General features: G+C 67.0%; 20 protein-coding genes. 17 read left to right on the forward strand and 3 right to left on the reverse strand.

Annotated elements, in window-relative coordinates:
* Nucleotides 1-151: 151 nt before the first annotated feature.
* From ptsP to ASE88_RS10065, 6 genes are all read left to right on the forward strand, one after another.
* Nucleotides 152-2,425, forward strand: coding sequence for a phosphoenolpyruvate--protein phosphotransferase (gene ptsP / locus ASE88_RS10040; protein ID WP_056477868.1), 2,274 nt, complete (start codon nucleotides 152-154; stop codon nucleotides 2,423-2,425).
* A 99-nt stretch (nucleotides 2,426-2,524) separates the two neighbouring features.
* Nucleotides 2,525-3,487: a helix-turn-helix domain-containing protein gene (locus ASE88_RS10045; RefSeq protein WP_056477870.1), complete on the forward strand. Its 963-nt coding sequence runs from the start codon at nucleotides 2,525-2,527 to the stop codon at nucleotides 3,485-3,487.
* 110 nt (nucleotides 3,488-3,597) lie between these two features.
* Nucleotides 3,598-4,512, forward strand: coding sequence for a tetratricopeptide repeat protein (locus ASE88_RS10050; protein WP_056477872.1), 915 nt, complete (start codon nucleotides 3,598-3,600; stop codon nucleotides 4,510-4,512).
* Nucleotides 4,513-4,705: 193 nt separating this feature from the next.
* Nucleotides 4,706-5,674, forward strand: a complete 969-nt coding sequence (gene tilS / locus ASE88_RS10055) for a tRNA lysidine(34) synthetase TilS (protein WP_056477874.1) — start codon at nucleotides 4,706-4,708, stop codon at nucleotides 5,672-5,674.
* 185 nt (nucleotides 5,675-5,859) lie between these two features.
* Nucleotides 5,860-7,767: an ATP-dependent zinc metalloprotease FtsH gene (gene ftsH / locus ASE88_RS10060; RefSeq protein WP_235525621.1), complete on the forward strand. Its 1,908-nt coding sequence runs from the start codon at nucleotides 5,860-5,862 to the stop codon at nucleotides 7,765-7,767.
* A 63-nt stretch (nucleotides 7,768-7,830) separates the two neighbouring features.
* A complete protein-coding gene (locus tag ASE88_RS10065) occupies nucleotides 7,831-8,214 on the forward strand; it encodes a hypothetical protein (RefSeq protein WP_235525571.1) in 384 nt (127 codons plus the stop codon).
* A gap of 15 nt (nucleotides 8,215-8,229) precedes the next feature.
* On the opposite strand, the gene ASE88_RS10070 is transcribed toward ASE88_RS10065, so the two are convergent.
* Nucleotides 8,230-8,460 carry a hypothetical protein gene (locus ASE88_RS10070; RefSeq protein ID WP_056477875.1) on the reverse strand — a complete coding sequence of 77 codons (231 nt, stop codon included), beginning with the start codon at nucleotides 8,458-8,460 and terminating at the stop codon, nucleotides 8,230-8,232.
* A gap of 71 nt (nucleotides 8,461-8,531) precedes the next feature.
* Between ASE88_RS10070 and ASE88_RS10075 the strand changes: the two genes are divergently transcribed.
* The 10 genes from ASE88_RS10075 (at nucleotide 8,532) to ASE88_RS10120 (ending at nucleotide 16,902) form a co-directional block, all read left to right on the forward strand.
* Entirely contained in the window at nucleotides 8,532-9,794 is a 1,263-nt protein-coding gene (locus tag ASE88_RS10075; RefSeq protein ID WP_056477878.1) for a glutamate-5-semialdehyde dehydrogenase, read from the forward strand.
* A gap of 4 nt (nucleotides 9,795-9,798) precedes the next feature.
* A complete protein-coding gene (locus ASE88_RS10080; protein ID WP_055873707.1) occupies nucleotides 9,799-10,413 on the forward strand; it encodes a nicotinate-nucleotide adenylyltransferase in 615 nt (204 codons plus the stop codon).
* A gap of 1 nt (nucleotide 10,414) precedes the next feature.
* The gene (gene rsfS / locus ASE88_RS10085; protein WP_055873704.1) at nucleotides 10,415-10,822 is read left to right on the forward strand and encodes a ribosome silencing factor; all 408 of its coding nucleotides are present in this window, start codon (nucleotides 10,415-10,417) and stop codon (nucleotides 10,820-10,822) included.
* 18 nt (nucleotides 10,823-10,840) lie between these two features.
* Nucleotides 10,841-11,263: a 23S rRNA (pseudouridine(1915)-N(3))-methyltransferase RlmH gene (locus ASE88_RS10090; RefSeq protein ID WP_056477880.1), complete on the forward strand. Its 423-nt coding sequence runs from the start codon at nucleotides 10,841-10,843 to the stop codon at nucleotides 11,261-11,263.
* Nucleotides 11,264-11,266: 3 nt separating this feature from the next.
* Nucleotides 11,267-12,439, forward strand: coding sequence for a murein hydrolase activator EnvC family protein (locus ASE88_RS10095; RefSeq protein ID WP_056477882.1), 1,173 nt, complete (start codon nucleotides 11,267-11,269; stop codon nucleotides 12,437-12,439).
* Nucleotides 12,440-12,581: 142 nt separating this feature from the next.
* Complete coding sequence (locus tag ASE88_RS10100) at nucleotides 12,582-13,973, forward strand: S41 family peptidase (RefSeq protein ID WP_056477884.1); 1,392 nt, start codon at nucleotides 12,582-12,584, stop codon at nucleotides 13,971-13,973.
* Between the two features lie 20 nt (nucleotides 13,974-13,993).
* The gene (locus ASE88_RS10105) at nucleotides 13,994-14,476 is read left to right on the forward strand and encodes a disulfide bond formation protein B (protein ID WP_056479351.1); all 483 of its coding nucleotides are present in this window, start codon (nucleotides 13,994-13,996) and stop codon (nucleotides 14,474-14,476) included.
* On the forward strand, nucleotides 14,473-15,009 hold the full coding sequence (locus tag ASE88_RS10110) for a demethoxyubiquinone hydroxylase family protein (protein WP_055873689.1): 537 nt from the start codon (nucleotides 14,473-14,475) through the stop codon (nucleotides 15,007-15,009). Before ASE88_RS10105 ends, ASE88_RS10110 begins: the two co-directional genes overlap by 4 nt.
* 66 nt (nucleotides 15,010-15,075) lie before the next feature.
* Nucleotides 15,076-15,585, forward strand: a complete 510-nt coding sequence (locus ASE88_RS10115; RefSeq protein ID WP_056477886.1) for a hypothetical protein — start codon at nucleotides 15,076-15,078, stop codon at nucleotides 15,583-15,585.
* Between the two features lie 615 nt (nucleotides 15,586-16,200).
* Nucleotides 16,201-16,902 (forward strand): DJ-1/PfpI family protein, encoded by a 702-nt coding sequence (locus tag ASE88_RS10120; RefSeq protein WP_055873682.1) that lies wholly within the window; start codon nucleotides 16,201-16,203, stop codon nucleotides 16,900-16,902.
* Here ASE88_RS10120 and ASE88_RS10125 read toward each other — a convergent pair.
* Nucleotides 16,899-17,531, reverse strand: coding sequence for a DedA family protein (locus tag ASE88_RS10125; protein WP_055873679.1), 633 nt, complete (start codon nucleotides 17,529-17,531; stop codon nucleotides 16,899-16,901). The two genes, ASE88_RS10120 and ASE88_RS10125, sit on opposite strands and share 4 nt — an antisense overlap.
* Before the next feature lie 93 nt (nucleotides 17,532-17,624).
* On the opposite strand from ASE88_RS10125, the gene ASE88_RS10130 reads away from it, so the two are divergent.
* Nucleotides 17,625-18,422, forward strand: a complete 798-nt coding sequence (locus tag ASE88_RS10130) for an aldo/keto reductase (protein ID WP_056477888.1) — start codon at nucleotides 17,625-17,627, stop codon at nucleotides 18,420-18,422.
* Between the two features lie 138 nt (nucleotides 18,423-18,560).
* Here the strand turns inward: ASE88_RS10130 and ASE88_RS10135 are convergent, their stop codons facing one another.
* Nucleotides 18,561-19,964 (reverse strand): UdgX family uracil-DNA binding protein, encoded by a 1,404-nt coding sequence (locus tag ASE88_RS10135; protein ID WP_056477890.1) that lies wholly within the window; start codon nucleotides 19,962-19,964, stop codon nucleotides 18,561-18,563.
* Nucleotides 19,965-19,988: the final 24 nt, after the last annotated feature.

The following is a 19,988-nucleotide window of genomic DNA, read 5'->3' on the forward strand; positions in this document are numbered from 1 at the left end:
GAGCAAGGGGGCAGGGGGAGCGGTTCAGGATACCGATCTGTCCTGCACCACGCCTCGTTGTAAGAAAACGCATCATCGGATCGTTTGCGCTTGTGCCCGGCATCGCTTTTGTTGCGTGGCACCCAAGCCGTTCATCTGTTAGCCAGCGGTCATGCCCCTTTCGGCCGCCGCCTCCGCCCGCGAAATCCTCACCAGCCTTCACGATGTGATGGCCGCGCGCACGTCTGCGCAAGCCAAGCTCAATTCGGTCGTCGGCATCATCGCCACCGCGATCCACAGCGAAGTCTGTTCGATCTACCTGTTGCGTGAAGGCGTGCTCGAACTGTTCGCCACCCGCGGCCTCGATCAAGCGGCGGTCCACGTCACCAAGCTTGCGCTAGGCGAGGGGCTCGTCGGCACGATCGCCGAGGACGTCGAGGTGCTCAACCTCGACGAAGCCGCGAGCCATCCGGACTTCGCCTACAAGCCCGAGACCGGCGAGGACCGGTTCCACAGCTTTGCCGGCGTGCCGATCATCCGCCGCGAGCGGTCGGTCGGTGTGCTCGCCGTCCAGCACACCGATCGCCGCAAATATGCCGATGTCGAGATCGAGGCTTTGCAGACGGTCGCGATGGTGCTCTCCGAGCTGATTGCCAATGCGGGGCTCATCGACACCACCGGCGGCGGCGCGGATCGGCCGCAGTCGACCGCGGCGATGCGCATCCCCGGCCAGAAGCTGGTCGATGGCATGGGCGCGGGGTTCGCGGTGTATCACCAGCCGCGCATCCACATCGAACACACCGTCGCCGAGGATACCGACGCCGAGCGGCACCGAGTCTATGCGGCGTTCGACAAGATGCGCGAAGGCATCGACCGGATGACTCGCGAGGCGGAGTTCGGCGTCGGCGGCGAGCATGTCGAGGTGCTCCAGACCTACAAGATGTTCGCCTATGACGAGGGCTGGGCACGGCGGATCAACGAGGCGATCGATTCGGGTCTGACCGCCGAGGCGGCGATCGAGCGCGTCCAGCAGCGCACCCGCCAGCGTATGCGCCAGATCGACGATCCGCTGCTCGCCGACCGGATGCACGATCTGGAGGACCTGTCGAACCGGCTGCTCCGCATCGTCTCGGGCCAGATGGGCACCGCGGCGCAGATGGGGTTGCGTCAGGACACGATCCTGATCGCACGCAATCTCGGCCCCGCCGAGCTGCTCGAATATGACAAGAGGCGGCTGAAGGGCGTGATCCTCGAAGAGGGATCGCTGACCGCGCATGTCACGATCGTCGCGCGCGCGATGGGTGTGCCGGTACTCGGCCGCGTCCGCGACATTCGCCGGTTGGTGGCGGAGGGCGACATGCTGCTGCTCGACAGCGCCGAGAGCAATGTGTTCGCACGGCCCTCGGCGGCGATGGAGGAGGCGTTCGACGCGCGGCTGGCGATGCGGCAGAAGCGCAAGGCGGCGTTCGCGGCGCTGCGCGACGTGCCGCCGGTGACCAAGGACGGCCACCGCCTGACCGTGATGGTCAATGCCGGGCTCCGCGACGACGTCGCCGCACTCGACGTGACCGGCGCGGACGGGATCGGGCTGTTCCGCACCGAATTCCAGTTTCTCGTCTCGTCGACGCTGCCGCAGCGCGAGCGTCAGCACCGGCTGTACCGCGAAGTGCTCGACGCGGCGGGCGAGCGCCCGGTGATCTTCCGCACTGTCGATATCGGTGGCGACAAGGCGCTGCCCTATCTCAACAAGGAAGACGTCGACGAGGAGAACCCGGCGATGGGCTGGCGCGCGCTGCGCCTGGGCCTCGAACGCGACGGGTTGATGAAGGTGCAGGCACGCGCGCTGCTCGAAGCCGCCGCCGGCCGGACGCTCAACGTGATGTTCCCGATGGTCAGCGAGCCGTGGGAGTTCGACGAGGCGCGCGCGCTGTTCGAGGCGCAGCGTCACTGGCTCGAGGGACGCGGGCGCAAGCTGCCGCTCGCGATCCGCTATGGTGCGATGCTCGAAGTGCCCGCGCTCGCCGAGATGCTCGACGTGTTGCTGCCGCGGATCGAGTTCCTGTCGATCGGCACCAACGATCTGACCCAGTTCCTGTTCGCCGCCGATCGCGCCAACCCGAAGCTCGCCGAACGCTACGACTGGCTCAGCCCGTCGATCCTGCGGTTCATCGCGCGGCTAGTGCCGCCGACGCGCGCGGCGGGGGTCGATCTGGCGGTGTGCGGCGAGATGGGCGGGCGGCCGCTCGAGGCTATGGCGCTGATCGGTCTCGGGATCGAGCGGCTGTCGATCACCCCCGCGGCGGTCGGCCCGATCAAGGCGATGACGCGATCACTCGATCGCGCTGCGCTCACGACTTATATGACAGCGTTGCTGGCGGATCCGCCGCGTGACATGCGCGATGCGCTGACCGCCTGGGCGACCGAAAACGGCGTCGAAATCGTCTGAGCGCCCGAAAGCTGCGCTTCTTGTCCGCCTGCGCGTTGACACGGCTTGGGCCCTCTGAAAGACGGGGGCATAACACGTAGTCCGGCTTCGGAGACAAGAATGGACGAGGTCGATACCGGCCAGAACGCTGCGCCCGCTGTACCAGAGCGTGCTGGCGACATTCTTCGGAACAGCCGCGAATCGCAGGGGTTGAGTGTCGCGGATATCGCCGCGCGGACGCGCGTGCCGCTACGGCATCTCGAGGCGATCGAGGCATCCGACTATAGCGCGCTGCCGTCGTCCACCTATGCGGTCGGCTTTACGCGCGCCTACGCGCGTGCGGTCGGCGTCGACGAGGTCCGGATCGCGCAGATGGTCCGCGACGACGTCGCCAAGCTTGGCCGTCGCACGCCCGAATACGAACCCTATGAGATGACCGACCCGTCGCGCGTGCCCTCGCGCGGGGTGGCGATCGTCGCCTTGGGCCTCGCGATCGCGGTGCTGGTGCTGGTCGGGCTGTGGTACGGCACCGACATGTTCCGGGGATCGACCACGTCGTCGACCGCGGCACCCGTCGCCGAGACCGCACCGAACCCGGCCGCGCAGACCGCGCAACCCGTCCCCGCGCCGGCGACCCCGGCCAACGGGCAGGTCACGCTGACCGCCTCGGACGAGGTGTGGATGCGCGTGTACGATGCGGACAACAAGACGCTGTATCTCGGCACGATGAAGCCGGGCGACAAGTTCGACGTGCCCAGGGATGCGAAGGACCCGATGATCAACATCGGCCGAGCGGACAAGCTGGCGGTGACGCTCAACGGTGCGGCCGCCCCCGCGCTCGGCACCGGCGAGCGTGCGATCAAGGACGTCCGCATCGGTGCGCCGGCGATCGCCGCGCGGATCGCAGGCACGTCCGAGCCGCAGCCTGCGCCGGCGGCTGCGACCACGGCATCTGCTCCTCGCGAGCGGTCGCGTCCCAGCCGTCCGCGGACGCAGCGCCGTCCGCTGAGCGAGACGCAGCGCGCCAATCTGGATGCAGCCGCTAACCCCCAGCCTGCCGCTACGGCAACGCCCGATCAGTAAGTCTCGGTCGGGGATGGAGATGGGCCATTGCCGGGGTCTTAAGGCTGGCGACAGGATGGGTAGTGCAGCTATACCCGGACGATTAACCAATCCACCGGGGGGTGTGGCTCATGCGTAAGTCAATTCTGATCGGCGTCTGCCTCGCGGCTCTCTCGCCCGCTGCCGTTCAGGCACAAAATGTCGAGGGCCGCGTCGGCAAGCTCGAAAGCGAAATGCGCGCGGTCCAGCGGAAAGTCTTTCCGGGCGGCGCGGGGCAGATGCTCCAGCCCGAAGTCCGCGCGCCGCAAAGCGAGCAGGGCCCGGGGCCGGGCTCGCCCGCGACGAGCGCGCTGGCCGATGTGAACCAGCGTGTCACCTCGCTCGAACAGCAGATGACCTCGCTGACCGAGCAGATCGAGCAGAACCAGAACCGCACGCGCCAGTTGCAGGACGCGTTCGACAATTATCGTCGCTCGAACGATGCGCGCGTGAAGATGCTCGAGGCCGGCCCCGCGCCGATCGCGGCGGGCGGCCCGATCGACTCCGACGACACGTCGAGCGGCCCCGCGCGCCCGTCGACGCGTCCGGAAACCGCGAGCCGTCCCGGCGCCGCACCCGCCCCGACCAAGGTCTCGGTCGAGAAGCCCTCGACCGGCGACCCGGCGGAGGACGAGTATATGTATGGCTACCGGCTATGGGCGGCCAAGCAATACCCGCAGGCGGAGGCGCAGCTGAAGAAGGTCGTCGCCGAATATCCCAAGAGCAAGCGCGCGAGCTATGCGCAGAATCTGCTCGGTCGCGCCTATCTGGACGAGGGCAAGCCGAGCCTCGCATCGATGGCGTTCTATGACAATTACAAGAAGATGCCCGATGGCGAGCGCGCACCCGACAGCCTGTTGTACCTGGGGCAGGCGCTGACCAAGCTTAACAAGCCCGCCGATGCCTGCAAGGTGTATGACGAGCTGAACGACGTCTATGGTGCGAAGATGGCGGCGGCGATGAAGGGGCAGGTTGCCGCCGGACGCGCCGCGGCGAAGTGCAAGTAAGCCAGCTCCCGATGGTCATGCGTAATTGCCTGTTCGTGACGTCGGGTCGCGCACCAGCACCACCCCGGCGGAGGCCGGGGCCCAATTGGGAAAGCCGGCATAACGGTGTGCTGCGCTCAGTCATCACCGTCCCCCAATTGGGCCCCGGCCTGCGCCGGGGGGGTAAATTCTCCCCGGACAGGGCGGTCTCGGCATGACCGAGGAAGGCCGCCGTTTCGCCGCCGACTATGCGCGGCTGGCAGGCGATATCGTCAACCCGGTGCTCGCCGTATCGGGTGGCCCCGACAGTATGGCGATGCTCACGCTCGCGCATGAGGCGCTTGGCCCCGGCTTCACGGTAGCCAGCATCGACCACCGCCTCCGCCCTGAAGCGATCGAGGAATCGGCGATGGTTGCTGCGCACTGCGCCACGCTCGGCATCGCGCACGCGACGCTCGCGCCGAGCGAGCCGATCACCGGCGCCAGCATCCAGGCGCAAGCGCGCACCACGCGCTATGCGCTCCTCACTGATCATGCCCGCACGATCGGGGCGGGGGGGCTCGTCACGGGCCACCACGCCGACGACCAGGCCGAGACCTTCCTGATGCGCGCCGCGCGCGGGTCCGGGCTCGCAGGATTGGCGGGCGTTCGCGCGCGCACCGAAGTTCACGGCGTTACGGTCATTCGCCCGCTTCTCGACTGGCGCCGCGCCGAACTCCGCGCGATCGTCCGCCGTGGCGAAGTGCCGTTCTTCGACGACCCTTCGAACCATGACGATCGCCACGACCGTACGCGCTTCCGCCGGTTGCTGGGCGACAACGAGTGGCTCGGCACGCCCAACCTCGCGCGCGCCGCAGCCGCGCTGGCCGAGACTGATACCGACGTCCGCGCGATGGTAGACTGGATCTGGGCGGACCGCGCAAAGGTCGGCGGCGGCGAGGTAAAGCTCGTGGTCGCCAGGCTGCCACGCGAGATCCTGCGCCGGCTCGCGCGCCGGGCGATCGGCGCGGTGCGCGCCGAAGCGGGTATCGTCGCGCCCGAATGGACCGAGGCTGCGAATGTCGAAAAGCTGCTCGACTCGCTGATGGCGGGGAAGCGCACCACGCAGGCGGGGATCATCGCCAGCGTGCGCGGCGACGTGTGGCGGTTCCGCGAGGCGCCGCCGCGTCGGGCGGGTGCCTGAACCGCATCGCGGTTCGTTTACACTGATCACCACAAGTCGCGTCTTGTTCCATTGCCATTAACCTGCGCGCGCTTATCTTGTGCGCTGAAAGGTATCGTGCACCCATGAGCGACAACGACAACCGCGGTCAGAAGCCCCAGGGCCCCGGAAACGGCGGCCCCGAGAATGGCGGCGGCAATCCTTGGATGAAAAGCCTGCTGATCTGGGTCGGCATCCTGCTCGCTCTGGCGCTGTTCGTGACCATGTTCGACGGTCGCACGGCAGCGTCGGGTGGCAACACGATTGCCTATTCGGCGTTCCTCGACAAGGTCGACGAGGGTACCGTCAAGGACGTCAACATCTCCCGCGATATCATCTCGGGGACGCTGTCGTCAGGTGAGAAGTTCAAATCCTACCCGATCCAGGATTCGACGCTCGTGCCGAAGCTGCGCGAGAAGGGTGTCGCGATCAGCGCAAAGCCCGAGGAGGGGCCGTCGATGCTGGCGCTGCTCCTTTATCAGTCGCTGCCGTTCCTGCTGTTCCTTGGAATCGCATTCTTCGTGCTGAAGCAGATGCAGAAGAATTCGGGATCGGGCGCGATGGGCTTTGGCAAAAGCCGCGCGAAGATGCTGACGCAGAAGGAAGGCAAAGTCACTTTTGCCGACGTCGCGGGCATCGACGAAGCGCGTGAGGAACTCGAGGAAATCGTCGAGTTCCTGAAGGACCCGACCAAGTTCGCGCGCCTCGGCGGCAAGATCCCCAAGGGCGCGTTGCTGGTCGGTTCGCCCGGTACCGGCAAGACGCTGCTCGCCCGCGCGATCGCAGGCGAGGCGGGCGTACCGTTCTTCACGATCTCGGGTTCCGACTTCGTCGAGATGTTTGTCGGCGTCGGTGCAAGCCGCGTGCGCGACATGTTCGAGCAGGCCAAGAAGTCGGCACCGTGCATCGTCTTCATCGACGAAATCGATGCGGTCGGTCGCCACCGTGGTGCGGGCCTCGGCAACGGCAATGACGAGCGCGAGCAGACGCTGAACCAACTGCTGGTCGAGATGGACGGCTTCGAGGCGAACGAGGGCATCATCATCATCGCCGCGACCAACCGTCCCGACGTGCTCGACCCCGCGTTGTTGCGTCCTGGTCGCTTCGATCGCCAGGTCGTGGTGCCTCGCCCTGATATCGAGGGCCGGATCAAGATCCTCGAAGTCCACATGAAGAAGGTGCCGCTCGCTCCCGACGTCGATGCGCGCGTCATCGCGCGCGGCACGCCGGGCTTCTCGGGCGCCGATCTCGCCAACCTCGTCAACGAGGCGGCGCTGCATGCCGCTCGCAAGGGCAAGCGTCTGGTGGCGATGGCCGAGTTCGAGGAGGCCAAGGACAAGGTGATGATGGGCGCCGAGCGTCGCAGCATGGTTATGACCGACGACGAGAAGCGGATGACCGCGTATCACGAGGCCGGCCATGCGGTCGTCGCGATGCACGAGGCCGCGTCGGATCCGATCCACAAGGCGACGATCATCCCGCGCGGTCGTGCGCTGGGCATGGTCATGCGTCTTCCCGAGCGGGACAGCTACAGCTATCATCGCGACAAGATGTACGCGAATCTCGCAGTGTCGATGGGTGGCCGTGTCGCCGAGGAAGTCATCTTCGGCTACGACAAGGTGTCGTCGGGCGCGAGCGGAGACATCCAGTACGCCACCGGTCTGGCGCGCGACATGGTCACGCGCTGGGGCATGTCGGACAAGGTCGGCCCGCTCGAATATGGCGAGCCGGAGGGCGAATCGTTCCTCGGCTATTCGTCGAGCCGTCCGTCGCGCATGTCGAACCAGACCGCGCAGCTGATCGACGACGAGATCAAGCGGATCGTCGAAGGTGGTCTTGACCGTGCCAAGCAGGTGCTGAGCGATCATGTCGACCAGCTCCACACGGTCGCGGGGGCGCTGCTCGAATACGAGACGCTGACCGGCGACGAGATTAAGCAGCTGATTGCTGGCGAGGATCTGGATCGTCCGGATCCGGGTGCTAAGACGTCGAACGTCCCGCGTGCGGGCACGTCGATCCCGAAGACGCGGCGTCCCAATGGACCGTTCGGCACGCCGACCCCGCTGGGGGCCTGATCCGGTTCACCGATTAGTCAGCTAAACTGCTCTATGGGCGGTCTTTTCTCGGAAAGGCCGCCCATGTCGTATTTGCATTCGAAGGCTGTAGTCGCTGCAGTGCTGATCGCCGGCGTCGCGTTGCCCGCGAATGCAGCAATGACCGTCGGCACTTTCCTGTCGCGCGCCAACGCGCTGCGCGACCAGGGTCCGATGGCGTTCATGTCGCCCGAGCTTCCAGCTTTGAAGGCGGAGGCGAAGGCCGCGACAAATCAGTTGAAGGCCGACCGCGCCGCGCGTGCCGCGGCGGGCAAGCCGCCGATCGCCTGCGTTCCGGAAGGCGAGACGGTCGGCATCATGGACATGCTCGATGGCCTGAACGAACTGCCGGCCAGCTATCAGAAGCGCCCGCTCAAGGACGGCTATGCGCGCGTCCTGGCGAACCTTTACCCGTGCGGGCGTGGCTGATCGGGTCGCGCCGACCTAATCGGTCAGGCCGTGCAGGAGCCGCAGGACAATAAACGCCAGCAGGACTGTGAACGCGAACGCCAGCAGCGCCACCGTGCGCCACGCCGCGGCGCGCTTCCGCAGCTCATACGCGCCGCGCAATTGCGCGAACATGTGGACCGGCGGGATCACAAGGGCGCCCAGCCGCAGCATTGGACCGGGTACCCCGACGACATGGCCGACGATTAGCACGATCGTCAGCAGCATCCCCTGTAAGATCGGCAGCGTAACGAGTTCGTGGCGTTGGCGCGAGGGGCTTCGCATGCTAGCGCGCGGCCATGGACGCTGCAGCAAATCCGACCGACGTGATCGCTATAATGGGCCGCCGCGCGCGCGCCGCCGCGCTGGTGCTGGCGTCGCTGCCGACCGCGCGGAAAGCCGCTGCGCTGGTGTTGGCGGCGGAGTCGGTTCGTGCCGCGTCGGCGGAAATTCTGGCGGCGAACGCAGTAGACATGGCGCGCGCAACCGAGTCCGGCTTGTCCGGCGCGTTGCTTGATCGTCTGCGGTTGGACGCGGGGCGGATCGCGGCGATGGCGGACGGCGTGGCGGCCGTCGCGGCGCTCGCCGACCCGGTCGGGCAGGTCATCGACTCGCGCGAACGACCTAACGGCCTCAAGCTTTCGCGCGTGCGCGTACCGATCGGCGTGATCGGCATTATCTACGAAAGCCGCCCCAACGTCACTGCGGACGCAGCTGCATTGTGCGTGATGGCCGGCAACGCCGCGATCCTGCGCGGCGGGTCCGAGGCGGTGGCGAGCAATCGCGCGATCCATGCGGCGCTGATGGCGGGACTGGCGGCGGGCGGGGTGCCTGCCGGTGCAATGCAGCTCGTGCCGACCACCGATCGGGCCGCGGTCGGCGCAATGCTGACGGCGGACGGGGTGATCGACCTGATCATCCCCCGCGGCGGCAAGAGCCTCGTCGCGCGCGTCCAGGCCGAGGCACGCGTGCCGGTGCTCGCGCATCTCGACGGCATCAACCATGTCTATGTCGATGCGTCGGCGGACCCGGCGATGGCGGCGGCGGTCGTCGTCGATGCCAAGATGCGCCGCACGGGCGTGTGCGGTTCGATGGAGACGCTGCTGATCCACCGGGCGTATCCCGAGGCCGCGGCGCTGATCCGGCGTCTGGCCGATGCCGGTTGCGTGGTGCGCGGCGACGCAGCGTCGCGCGCGCTCGTGCCCGACATCGTGGTCGCCGATGCCGCGGACTGGGACACCGAATATCTCGACGCGATCGCCTCGGTCGCGATCGTCGATGGCCTCGACGCGGCGATCGCGCACATCGCCCGCCACGGTTCGCATCACACCGACGCGATCATCGCCGAGGACGCTGCCATCGCCGAGCAATTCCTGACCGCCGTCGACAGCGCAATCGTCCTGTGGAACGCCTCCACCCAGTTCGCCGATGGCGGCGAGTTCGGGCTGGGCGCGGAGATCGGCATCGCCACTGGCCGCCTCCACGCCCGCGGCCCCGTCGCGCTCGAGGGGCTGACGACCTACAAATGGATCGGCCGCGGCACGGGGCAGGTGCGCGGTTGATGCGATGACCCGCGTCGGCATCCTCGGCGGGTCGTTCAACCCTGCGCACCGCGGCCACCGTGGCATCACGCTCGCGGCGATCGAGGCGCTCGCACTCGACGAGGCGTGGTGGCTGGTGTCTCCCGGCAATCCGCTCAAGGACGCCGCGCGCGACATGGCGCCGCTGGCCGCGCGTCTTGCCTCGGCGCAGCGCATGGCGCGCCGCGCGCCGATCCGCGCGACCGATATCGAGTCGCGGCTGCACACGCGCTATACGCTAGACACGATCCGCAAGCTCAAGCGTCGCTACCCTAAGATCCGCTTCGTCTGGCTGATGGGCGCCGACAATCTGGCCGACTTCCACCGGTGGAAGAACTGGCGCCAGATCGCCCGCGAGGTTCCGATTGCGGTAATCGCGCGGCCGGGATATGACGGGCGCGCCCTCGCGGCCCCCGCGATGGGTTGGCTGCGGCGCTTCCAACGGCGCACAGACCATGCGAAGAGCTGGACGACGTGGAGATTGCCGGCCCTTGTGCTGTTGCGCTTCCGACCCGACCCGACCTCCGCAACCGGCCTGCGCGCCAAAAATCCCGACTGGGTCCAGCACGTTGCTGGTCCGGTAGTTTTACCCAGGAGCTGACTTGGCCACTTCCCCTACTGCCCCTCGCGCGACCGACCCCGAAGAGGTTGAGGCACTGCATCGCCTGATCCTCGCGTCGCTCGACGACGACCAGGCGGTCGAGACGATCTCGATCCCGCTCGCGGGCAAGACGAGCATCGCCGACTATATGGTGATCGCCAGCGGTCGTTCGACCCGCCAGGTCGCCTCGATGGCGCAGAAGCTGGCCGAGCGGATCAAGGCCGAGTTCAAGCGCCCGGTGAAGATCGAGGGCCTGCCGACCGCCGACTGGGTGCTGATCGACGCGACCGACATCATCGTCCATCTGTTCCGCCCCGAAGTCCGCAGCTTCTACAATCTGGAGCGGATGTGGGCGTTCGGCGATGCGCCGACGCCGCCGGCGATGCCGACGTTCACCGACGAAGACTAAACCGACCCCGAGGCGGCGATGCTGCTCCACATCGTCGCCCGCGGACGGATCGGGCGGTCGCCCGAGGCGGATCTCGTCGACCGCTATCTCAAGCGGATCGCCTGGCCGACCAAGGTCAGCGAACTCCCCGACACCGGCGGCAAGATCCCGCTCGTGGGCGAGCAGACCAAGCGCATTCTACTCGACGAGAAAGGCGAGACGCTCTCCTCGACGCAGTTCGCGCATAAGCTCGAGCGGTGGCGCGACGACGGCGTGCGCGAGGCGCGGTTCATGATCGGTGCCGCGGACGGCTTCGACGATGCGGCGCGCGACGAGGCCGACCTGCTCTTCTCGTTCGGCCGTGCGACATGGCCGCATCTTCTCGCGCGCGCGATGCTCGCCGAGCAGCTTTTCCGCGCGACCAGCATCCTTGCCAATCACCCCTATCACCGCGAAGGGTGATGCATGAGGCTAGGGGGCGTTCTCGCGATCGCGGCGCTGTTCGCGGCGGCGGGCGTCACTGCGCAGACTGACGCGCCGGAACTCGCGACCGAGCAGCAACGGCTGGTAGCGACCAAGCGCGATGCCGCGATCGCCGCTGCCCGCGCCGCCAAGCTCGCCGCCGCTGCGGCCGAGGAACGCAATGCGGCCGACAAGGCCCGCCGCGAGGAGCAGGCGCTGGCCGCGCGCGTGACCGCCGCCGAAGCCAATCTCGCGACCGCCAGTGCGCGCGTGACGCTGGTCGATCGGCTGCTGTCCGACCAGCGCGCCAGGCTCGGCCGCGCGCAAACCCCCGTCGCCCGCCTGCTGGCCGCGCTGGAGTCGCTCGCCCGCCGCCCGACGATCGCCGCCGTCGCGCAGCCCGGATCGGTCGCCGACCTTGTCCATGTCCGCGCGGTCCTCGGCAGCGCGTTGCCCGTCGTCCGCCAGCGCACCGAAGCGGTCCGCGCCGAACTCGCCGAAACGCGCCGCTTGCAGGTGAGCGCGGCGCTCGCCGCCAAGGCGCTCGCCGACGGCCGCGCGCGTCTCGAGACCGACCGTCTCGCGCTGGCAACCCTGGAAGCCCGCCACCGGCAGCGCAGCCAGTCGCTGGGACGCGGGGCGATCAGCGAATCGGACCGCGCGCTCGCGCTCGGCGAGCGTGCGCGCGATCTGGTCGACGGGATGACGGCCACGACCAACGCCAAGGCGACCGCGGCCAGCCTGGTCGGACTCGCCGGCCCCCTGCCGCGCCCGATCGCCCCCGGCACCACGCCTCCGCCCCCCGCGAGCAGCGTCTACCGCACCCCGGTCGCAGGCAGGCTCGTCACCGGCTTCGACGAACTCTCGGAATCGGGCGTCCGGTCGCGCGGCCTGACCTTCGCGGCCGCCCCGCGCGCGCGCGTCGTCGCGCCCGCGGCGGGCAAGATCCGCTACGCGCGACGCTTCCGCGACTATGGCATCATCGTCATCATCGACCATGCCGCCGGCTGGACCAGCCTTGTCACCGGGCTTGCCGAGACGAGCGTCACCCCCGGCGAGCGCATCGCGATGGGCGCGCCGATCGGTACCGCCCCGCGCGACGATCCGCGCGTCACCGTCGAACTCCGCCGCCGCGGCCGTCCGGTCGATCTCGCGGCTCTCATAGGGTCGCGTTGATGACATGAGGCTGATCGGCTAGTCAGGCGCGGTTCAGCCTCACCGGGCTTTGCTCCGCGCGCGCGATGTCGCTACGATGCGCCGCTACGATCTACCGTTACGACGCTAAGATACCGTCATTTCTCAGGTTGCAGGACCATCGATGCCTCGTCCTATACTGCGTACCCCGATCCTTACCGCAACGGCGATCGTCGGCGCGCTGACGCTGATCCCGCTGGCCACCTCGGCGATGGCGGCGGTCGACACCGACACGTATCGCGAGTTCGATCAGTTTCTCGACGTGTTCAACCGCGTGAAGGCGGAATATGTCGACAAGGTCGATGACAAGACGCTGATCAAGGGCGCGATCCAGGGCATGCTCGCCAGCCTCGATCCGCATTCCAGCTATGTCGACGCGCTGGACTACGAAAACCTCCGGATCATGACCGAGGGCAATTACGGTGGTCTCGGCCTGACGGTGCAGATGGAGGACGGCGCGATCAAGGTCGTCGCCCCGCAGGAAGACTCGCCGGCAGCCCGCGCGGGCGTCAAGTCCGGCGACTATATCACGCATATCGACGGCAAGCTGATCTACGGCGATTCGCTCGACGAGGCGGTCGGCAAGATGCGCGGCAAGCCCGGCAGCACGATAACGCTCGGCCTTGTCCGTCCTGGCCGCGACAAACCGCTCGACGTAACGATGACGCGCGAGATCATCGTCCAGAAGCCGGTGAAGTGGGAAGTCCGCGGCGACGTCGGTTATATCAACATCAACACGTTCAGCGAGAACACCGGCGCGGACACGCGCGCGGCGATCATGGCGATCGACAAGTCACTCGGCCACCGCCCGCTCGGCTATGTCGTCGACCTCCGCGAGAATGGCGGCGGCTTGCTCACGCAGGCGATCGAAGTCAGTGACGCGTTCCTCGATCACGGCGAGATCGTTTCGCAGCGCGGTCGCGAGAAGACCGATATCGAACGCTATTACGCCAAGCCTGGTGACGATGCGCACGGCCTGCCGGTCGTCGTCCTCACCGATCCCGGCACCGCGTCCGCGTCCGAGATCGTTGCCGGCGCGCTGCAGGATCATCACCGCGCGCTGATCATGGGCGAGCGCAGCTTTGGCAAGGGCTCGGTCCAGACCGTGCTCCCGCTCGGTCCCGAGACCGCGCTCCGCCTGACGACCGCGCGCTACTTCACGCCGTCGGGTCGCTCGGTGCAGGAGGGCGGGATCGAGCCCGACATCAAGGTCCCGCAGCTCACCGATCCCGACTACAAGTCGCGCCCGGTGTTCCGCGAGGCGGACCTGCGCAAGCACCTGATCAACGAGGTGAAGGCCGACAACGCGGTGCTCGAGGAGGATACCAAGACCGACCCCCGCTTCGCGCAGACGCCCGAGCAATTGAAGAAGCAGGGCATCGACGACTTCCAGCTCTATTACGCGCTGAAGACCGTCGCGCGGCTCGGCGGCGCCGCCCAGGTCGCTGCCGCCACCAAGCCGCGCCCGATCAAGCCCGATCCCACCGCCGCCGCCGCCAAGGCGCCTAACAAGTGAGCGTGCGTCGCGGGTTGGGCATGACCAAGAACGAAGAGATCGCGCGCGCCATCGCGTTCCTGCTGCCGGCATTCCTGCTGCTCGGCGCGCTCGGCTCGCAATATCTTGGCGGGCTGTATCCGTGCGAGATGTGCCACTGGCAGCGCTGGCCGCATTATTCCGCGGTGCTGATCGCCGGCGCAACGTTCTTCGTTCCCGGTCGCTCGCTGCGCGCGTCGCTGGTGATCATCGCCGGGCTTCTGATCGGCCTTAGCGGGCTGATCGGCATCGCGCATGCCGGGGTCGAATATCACTGGTGGAACGGTTTTACCGCCTGCACCACGACCGTCTCGATGGCGGGTACCACTGCTGCCGAACGTCTTGCCGCGATCATGAACGCGCCGATGGTACGCTGCGATTCGCCGCAGTGGAAATTGCTCGGAATCTCGCTCGCCGGCTTCAACGCCATCTTTTCCCTCGCCGGTGCGTTCACCATATTCGCACTCATGAGGAAGACGAGATGAGCAGCTGGAAGCCAGGAGACGCCAAGCGCGCGACCGATTCGATGATTCGCGTCGACCAGGCGGGCGAATATGGCGCGATCCGCATCTACGCGGGCCAGCTTGCCGTGCTTGGTGATCGGCATCCTGCGTCGCGATCGATCCACCACATGGCGCAACAGGAGGAGCGCCACCGCGCATTCTTCGACAAGATGATTGTCGAGCGCCGCGTGCGCCCGACGGTGCTGCAACCGATCTGGAAGGTCGCGGGCTTCGCGCTGGGCGCCGTGACTGCGGCGATCAGCCCGCGCGCGGCGATGGCGTGCACCGCGGCGGTCGAAACCGAGATCGACAAGCATTACGAGGAGCAGCTTGTTCAGCTTGGCGCCAGCGATCCCGAGCTATCGGCGGCCATCCTCGATTTCCAGGCCGAGGAACTCGAACACAAGGCGACTGCGATCGCGGCGGGGGCCGAAGAGACGCCGGGGTATCCGGTACTGAGTGCTGCGATCCGGCTTGGTTGCAAGGTTGCGATCGCGACCGCCAAGCGGATCTAGGCGGACCGAATACGGCTCAGGCCGAGCGACGATAACGGGCCGAACGAACGCGTGGGAGTGATGCGTATGAAAATGCTTTTTGCGGTGGCTCTGCTGGTCGCTGGACCCGCGGTTGCGCAGACCGTGCCGTCGACTTCCAATGGCAATGCGGGACCGACGCTCGCCCAGCCGCCCGCCAAGGCGCCCGCGCTTCCCGGCGCGAACGCCCGGCCCAAGCCAGTCGTCGCACCCCCGCAGGTTTCGCGCAACGCGCCGATCAACGGCGTCCTTACGCTGTTCGGCAACGAACGCTGCCCGACCAACGCGAACGGTGAGGAGATCGTCGTCTGTGTCCGCCGCAGCGCTCAGGAGCAATACCGCGTTCCCAAGGAACTTCGCGAGTTCGTCGTCACGCCCGAAAACGCCAGTTGGGCGACCAAGGCGCAGGGCACGATGGATGCAGGTTCCGGCGTCAATACGATCGGCAGCTGCTCAGCAGTCGGTGCCGGTGGTGCCACCGGCTGCTTCGGCCAGCGGGTGCGGGAATCGCGCCTGGAGAACAAGACCCGTGCGGCGGAAGTTCCCGTCCTGCCGTAACCCGGCGGACGAGAGCGGTCCCGCGATCCCGACGCGGTCCCGCCATACTTCTCCGTCATCCTGGCGAAAGTCAGGATCCAAGGTTCCACAGACGATCGCCTGCGGCTCTGGATCCTGACTTTCGTCAGGATGACGGGTCTGCCCAGGATGCTGGGCTCAACCTTCAGGCCATATCCGCCTCTTCCGCATGCGCCCCACCTTCATCCGCCGCCTCAGCGAAGGCTGGGTATCCCGCGACATGGGTGACGCGAGTCCGCACGATGGCCCACGACCCACATGATCGCCCCGTAGATCCGCGCGGCCTTTCCCGGGACCCAACTACGTCCCGCGCCCGGGCGCGCCACCATCCTGCGCCCCCCTTTCGCCCCTCTGTCCTACAAGCATAGGGTATGACATGCTGCGCGTATGACGTTGCAAACCTTCCCAGCCGTAATCCCGGAAGCCGCCCGTCAGCGTGTCTCGACGATCAGAAAGAATACGACGCCAGCGTCTATACTTTCTATACTTCACTCGCGCGCCGCCCGCATCCAATGCCCGATTGTCGTGACTTCTCCATAATTTAGGTAAATCGACACCCGTACGCCCTCCACCGCTCCTCTCGCTAGGAATACCGGCATGACCAAATCGCTGAGCATCGCCTTCCTGCTGTTTCCGAACGTCACACAGCTCGACCTGACTGGCCCCGCGCAGGTCCTGTCGCGCCTCGGCAACGCCCACCTCGATCTGGTCTGGAAGACGTTGGAGCCGGTGCCGACCGACGCGGGTTTCTCGATCCTGCCGACCGCGACCTTCGCCGACGTACCACGCGCCGATATCCTCTGCGTGCCCGGCGGGTTCGGGATCAACGATGTGATCGCCGACGACGAAGCGATGGCGTGGGTTAAGGCGGTCGGGGCGCGGGCAAGCTGGGTGACCAGTGTCTGTACCGGGTCATTGATCCTCGGCGCAGCGGGATTGCTCGACGGCTATCGGGCGGGATGCCATTGGGCGCAACGCGACATGCTGACGCTGTTCGGCGCAATCCCGGTGGCCACGCGGACCGTCGTCGATCGCAACCGGGTAACCGGTGGCGGTGTCACCGCGGGGATCGACTTCGCGCTGACGCTGAGCGCGATGATCCGCGGCGAAGCACATGCGAAGGCTGTTCAGCTCAGCCTCGAATATGATCCCGCGCCGCCCTTCGACAGCGGCTCACCCGAGAAGGCCGATCCTGAAATCGTTGCTGCGGTCAACCGGAGAACAGCACAGCTGGTGCCGACCCGCGACGACGATCTGCGCGCGCTCGCCAAGCGACGCGGTTACGCCCGAGATACTTAAGGGTGACGCTTCAAACCGCGCACACGGTGCCAGATGTAGAAGCCTACCAGCGCGATCAGGACCACGCCGATCAACAGGTCGGCGCTGTGGAACGCCGCCTTCACGCGCGGATCGCTGTCCCATTTGTCGCCGAGCTTCATGCCGACCCAGGCGAGCCCGAAGCACCACGGCCATGACCCGATGAAGGTGTAGACGTGGAACGGCACGAGTCTCATCCGCGCAACGCCGGCGGGAAAGGCGATGAATGACCGGATCACGGGGAGTAGCCGACCGATCAGCACCGCCATCGAGCCCCAGCGTGCGAAGAACCGGTCGGCCGCATCGAGCTCGCCCGGACCGATCAGCAGGTATCGGCCCCAGCGCTCGGCCATCGGGCGGCCACCGCGCTTGCCGACCTCGTACGCGACGATCGAGCCGAGGTTGCAGCCGATCGCGCCCGCAGTGGCGGCGAGATACAGGTCGAACCGCCCTGTCGACACGAGATAGCCGGCGAACGGCATGATGATCTCGGACGGCAGCGGGATGCAGGCGCTCTCGATCGCCATGAGTAGCGCGATGCCGACATAGCCACCCGAGGAGATGACGCCGATCGTGAAGGTGGCCAGCACGGCCAGGATCTTTTCGAACATGGCCCGGTCGATTGCGCGAACCGGGCGGCGAAGGGAAGCCCTAAACCGAATCGGCGCATCGGAACCGGCGTGCGGCTCGTTCGCTGGTGGGGCATGACAAATCTTACACTCAACGACGGTCGCTCCATGCCCCAGCTCGGCATGGGCACGTGGCAGATCCCCGACAGCCAGGCCGCGGCGATCGTCCGCAGCGGGCTCGATATCGGCTTCCGGCTGGTCGATACCGCCGCGATTTATGACAATGAGCGCGGCGTCGGCGATGGTTACAAGGGATCGGATGCGTTCCTCACGACCAAGCTGTGGAACGACCGACAAGGCGATGCCGAGGCGGCAATGGACGAGAGCCTCGCGCTACTGGGCGTCGAGTCGGTCGACCTGTACCTGATGCACTGGCCGGTGCCGAAGCAGGACCTGTTCGTCGACGCGTGGAAAGCGATGATCGCGCTCCGCGATGCCGGCAAGGCGAAATCGATCGGCGTGTCGAACTTCCTCCCCGAGCATATCGACGCGATCGTCGCGGCGACCGGCGTGATGCCCGCGGTCAACCAGATCGAACTTCACCCACACTTCCAGCAGCGTGAGCAACGCGCGTACCACGAGGCGCACGGCATCGTGACGCAGAGCTGGAGCCCGCTCGGGCAGGGCAAGACCCTACTACAGGATCCAGCGATCGTCCGGGTTGCGGACAAGCATGGCCGGAGCGCGGCACAGGTGATTCTGGCGTGGCATCTGGCGAACGGCTTCTCGGTAATCCCGAAGGCATCGGATGCCGACCATCTCGCGGACAATTTTGCCGCGCTGGACCTGACGCTCGACGAGTGGGACATGGCCGCGATCGAGGCGCTCGACGACCCAGCTGGCCGCTTGGGGCCGGAGCCGAACGCGATGTGATGGGGGCGGCTTGGGTCAGACACCGCCTCTGCCCTCCACTTCGCCCGTCATCCTGACGAACGTCAGGACCCAGGGTCACGAACGACGCCTTACATGGCTCTGGGTCCTGACTTTCGTCAGGATGACGTGGGAGTGGGGTTACAGTTCTCCTAGCCTGCCGCCCACCACCCGCAGATCTTCGACGAACCGCGCATATTCCTCCGCCGCCTGCGCCGGGTCGGGCAAGCGCAGCAGGTAGCTCGGGTGCACGGTGATCCAGGCTTCGCCACCATCCGGCAGTTGCAGCGCCCGCCCGCGTTCCCGCCCGATCGTCATCACCTTGCCGAACAGCGAGCGTGCCGCGGTTGCGCCGAGCGCCACCGTCACCTTGGGCTTGATCAGCATCTGCTCCTGCTCGATCCACCAGCGACACGCGTCGATTTCGCCGGCCCCCGGCTTGGCATGGATCCGCCGCTTGCCGCGCTGTTCGAACTTGAAGTGCTTGACCGCGTTGGTGACGTACGCGCGCGAGCGGTCTACGCCCGCCTCGGCCATCGCCTTGTCGAACATCTGGCCAGCGGGGCCGACGAACGGGCGACCGGCGTTATCCTCCTGATCGCCCGGCTGTTCGCCAACGAACATCAGCGGCGCGTCGACCGGGCCTTCGCCAAAGACAGTCTGCGTTGCGGGCTTGTAAAGCGGGCAGCGCGTGCAACCGGCAGCCTCGTCTCGCAGCGCCTCCCATGCGATCAGGCTGTTGCCGCCGACGGTGTCGCGCGCTCTCGCGATCATGCCGCTTTCCCTCGCCTGCGCCGCTGCCAGCAACCCCGGCACGAGCGCGGTCTCCGGCATGTTCTTCCAGTATTTCTTGGGCATTTCCTTCAGCATCGCGCCGATCTTGACGCGCGCCGGGTTGAACGTGCTGGCGTAATAGGTTTTCCATACCTCCTCGGTCGGATCGCCGTCGGGGGCGTCGGCCTTGCTGGCGCCGGGGCCTTCCGAGAGCGCCTTGCCGTCCCAATGGATCGACACTTCGGGTGTCAGGATCGACCAACGCATGCTGGCGAAGCGGTTGACAAAGAACGCGGCATTGGCGCGGACGATGTGGTGATCGGGCTCGAACCAGGCGACGAAGCGCGTTCCGGCCTCCTCCCCACCCCCGTCCTCAACCTCGCGGAAGCGGAGAAAGGCGCGCATCTTGTGGATGTCGCGGCGGACGTCCTTGGCGATCCTGTCGAGCCGGCGGACGAGTGGGTCTGCGCGGTCCTCTATCAGCTTCGGTTCGCGGCGCAGGCGGGCGAGCAGCGTATAGAGCAGCGCGAAGCGTTCGGGGTCGCTGCCGAGGATCGCGCTGCGGGCGAGATCGAGGAAGGCGCGGGGGACGGAGAAGGCGCCGGGGGCTGGGGCGGGGGCTGGTTCGGCGACCGTCGCGAACAGGTCGACGGGTTCGTCGCCGACCTGCCAGACGACGTCGTCTGGTGGGACGTTCTCGGCGACCAGACCACGCGCCGCGTCGCGCCAGCCGTCGAAATCGTCGGGTTCGGTGAGCGTTACAACGCGCATAATCCTCCCCGGCACGGGGAGGGG

The organism is Sphingomonas sp. Leaf38, assembly GCF_001421825.1.
Classification (GTDB): domain Bacteria; phylum Pseudomonadota; class Alphaproteobacteria; order Sphingomonadales; family Sphingomonadaceae; genus Sphingomonas.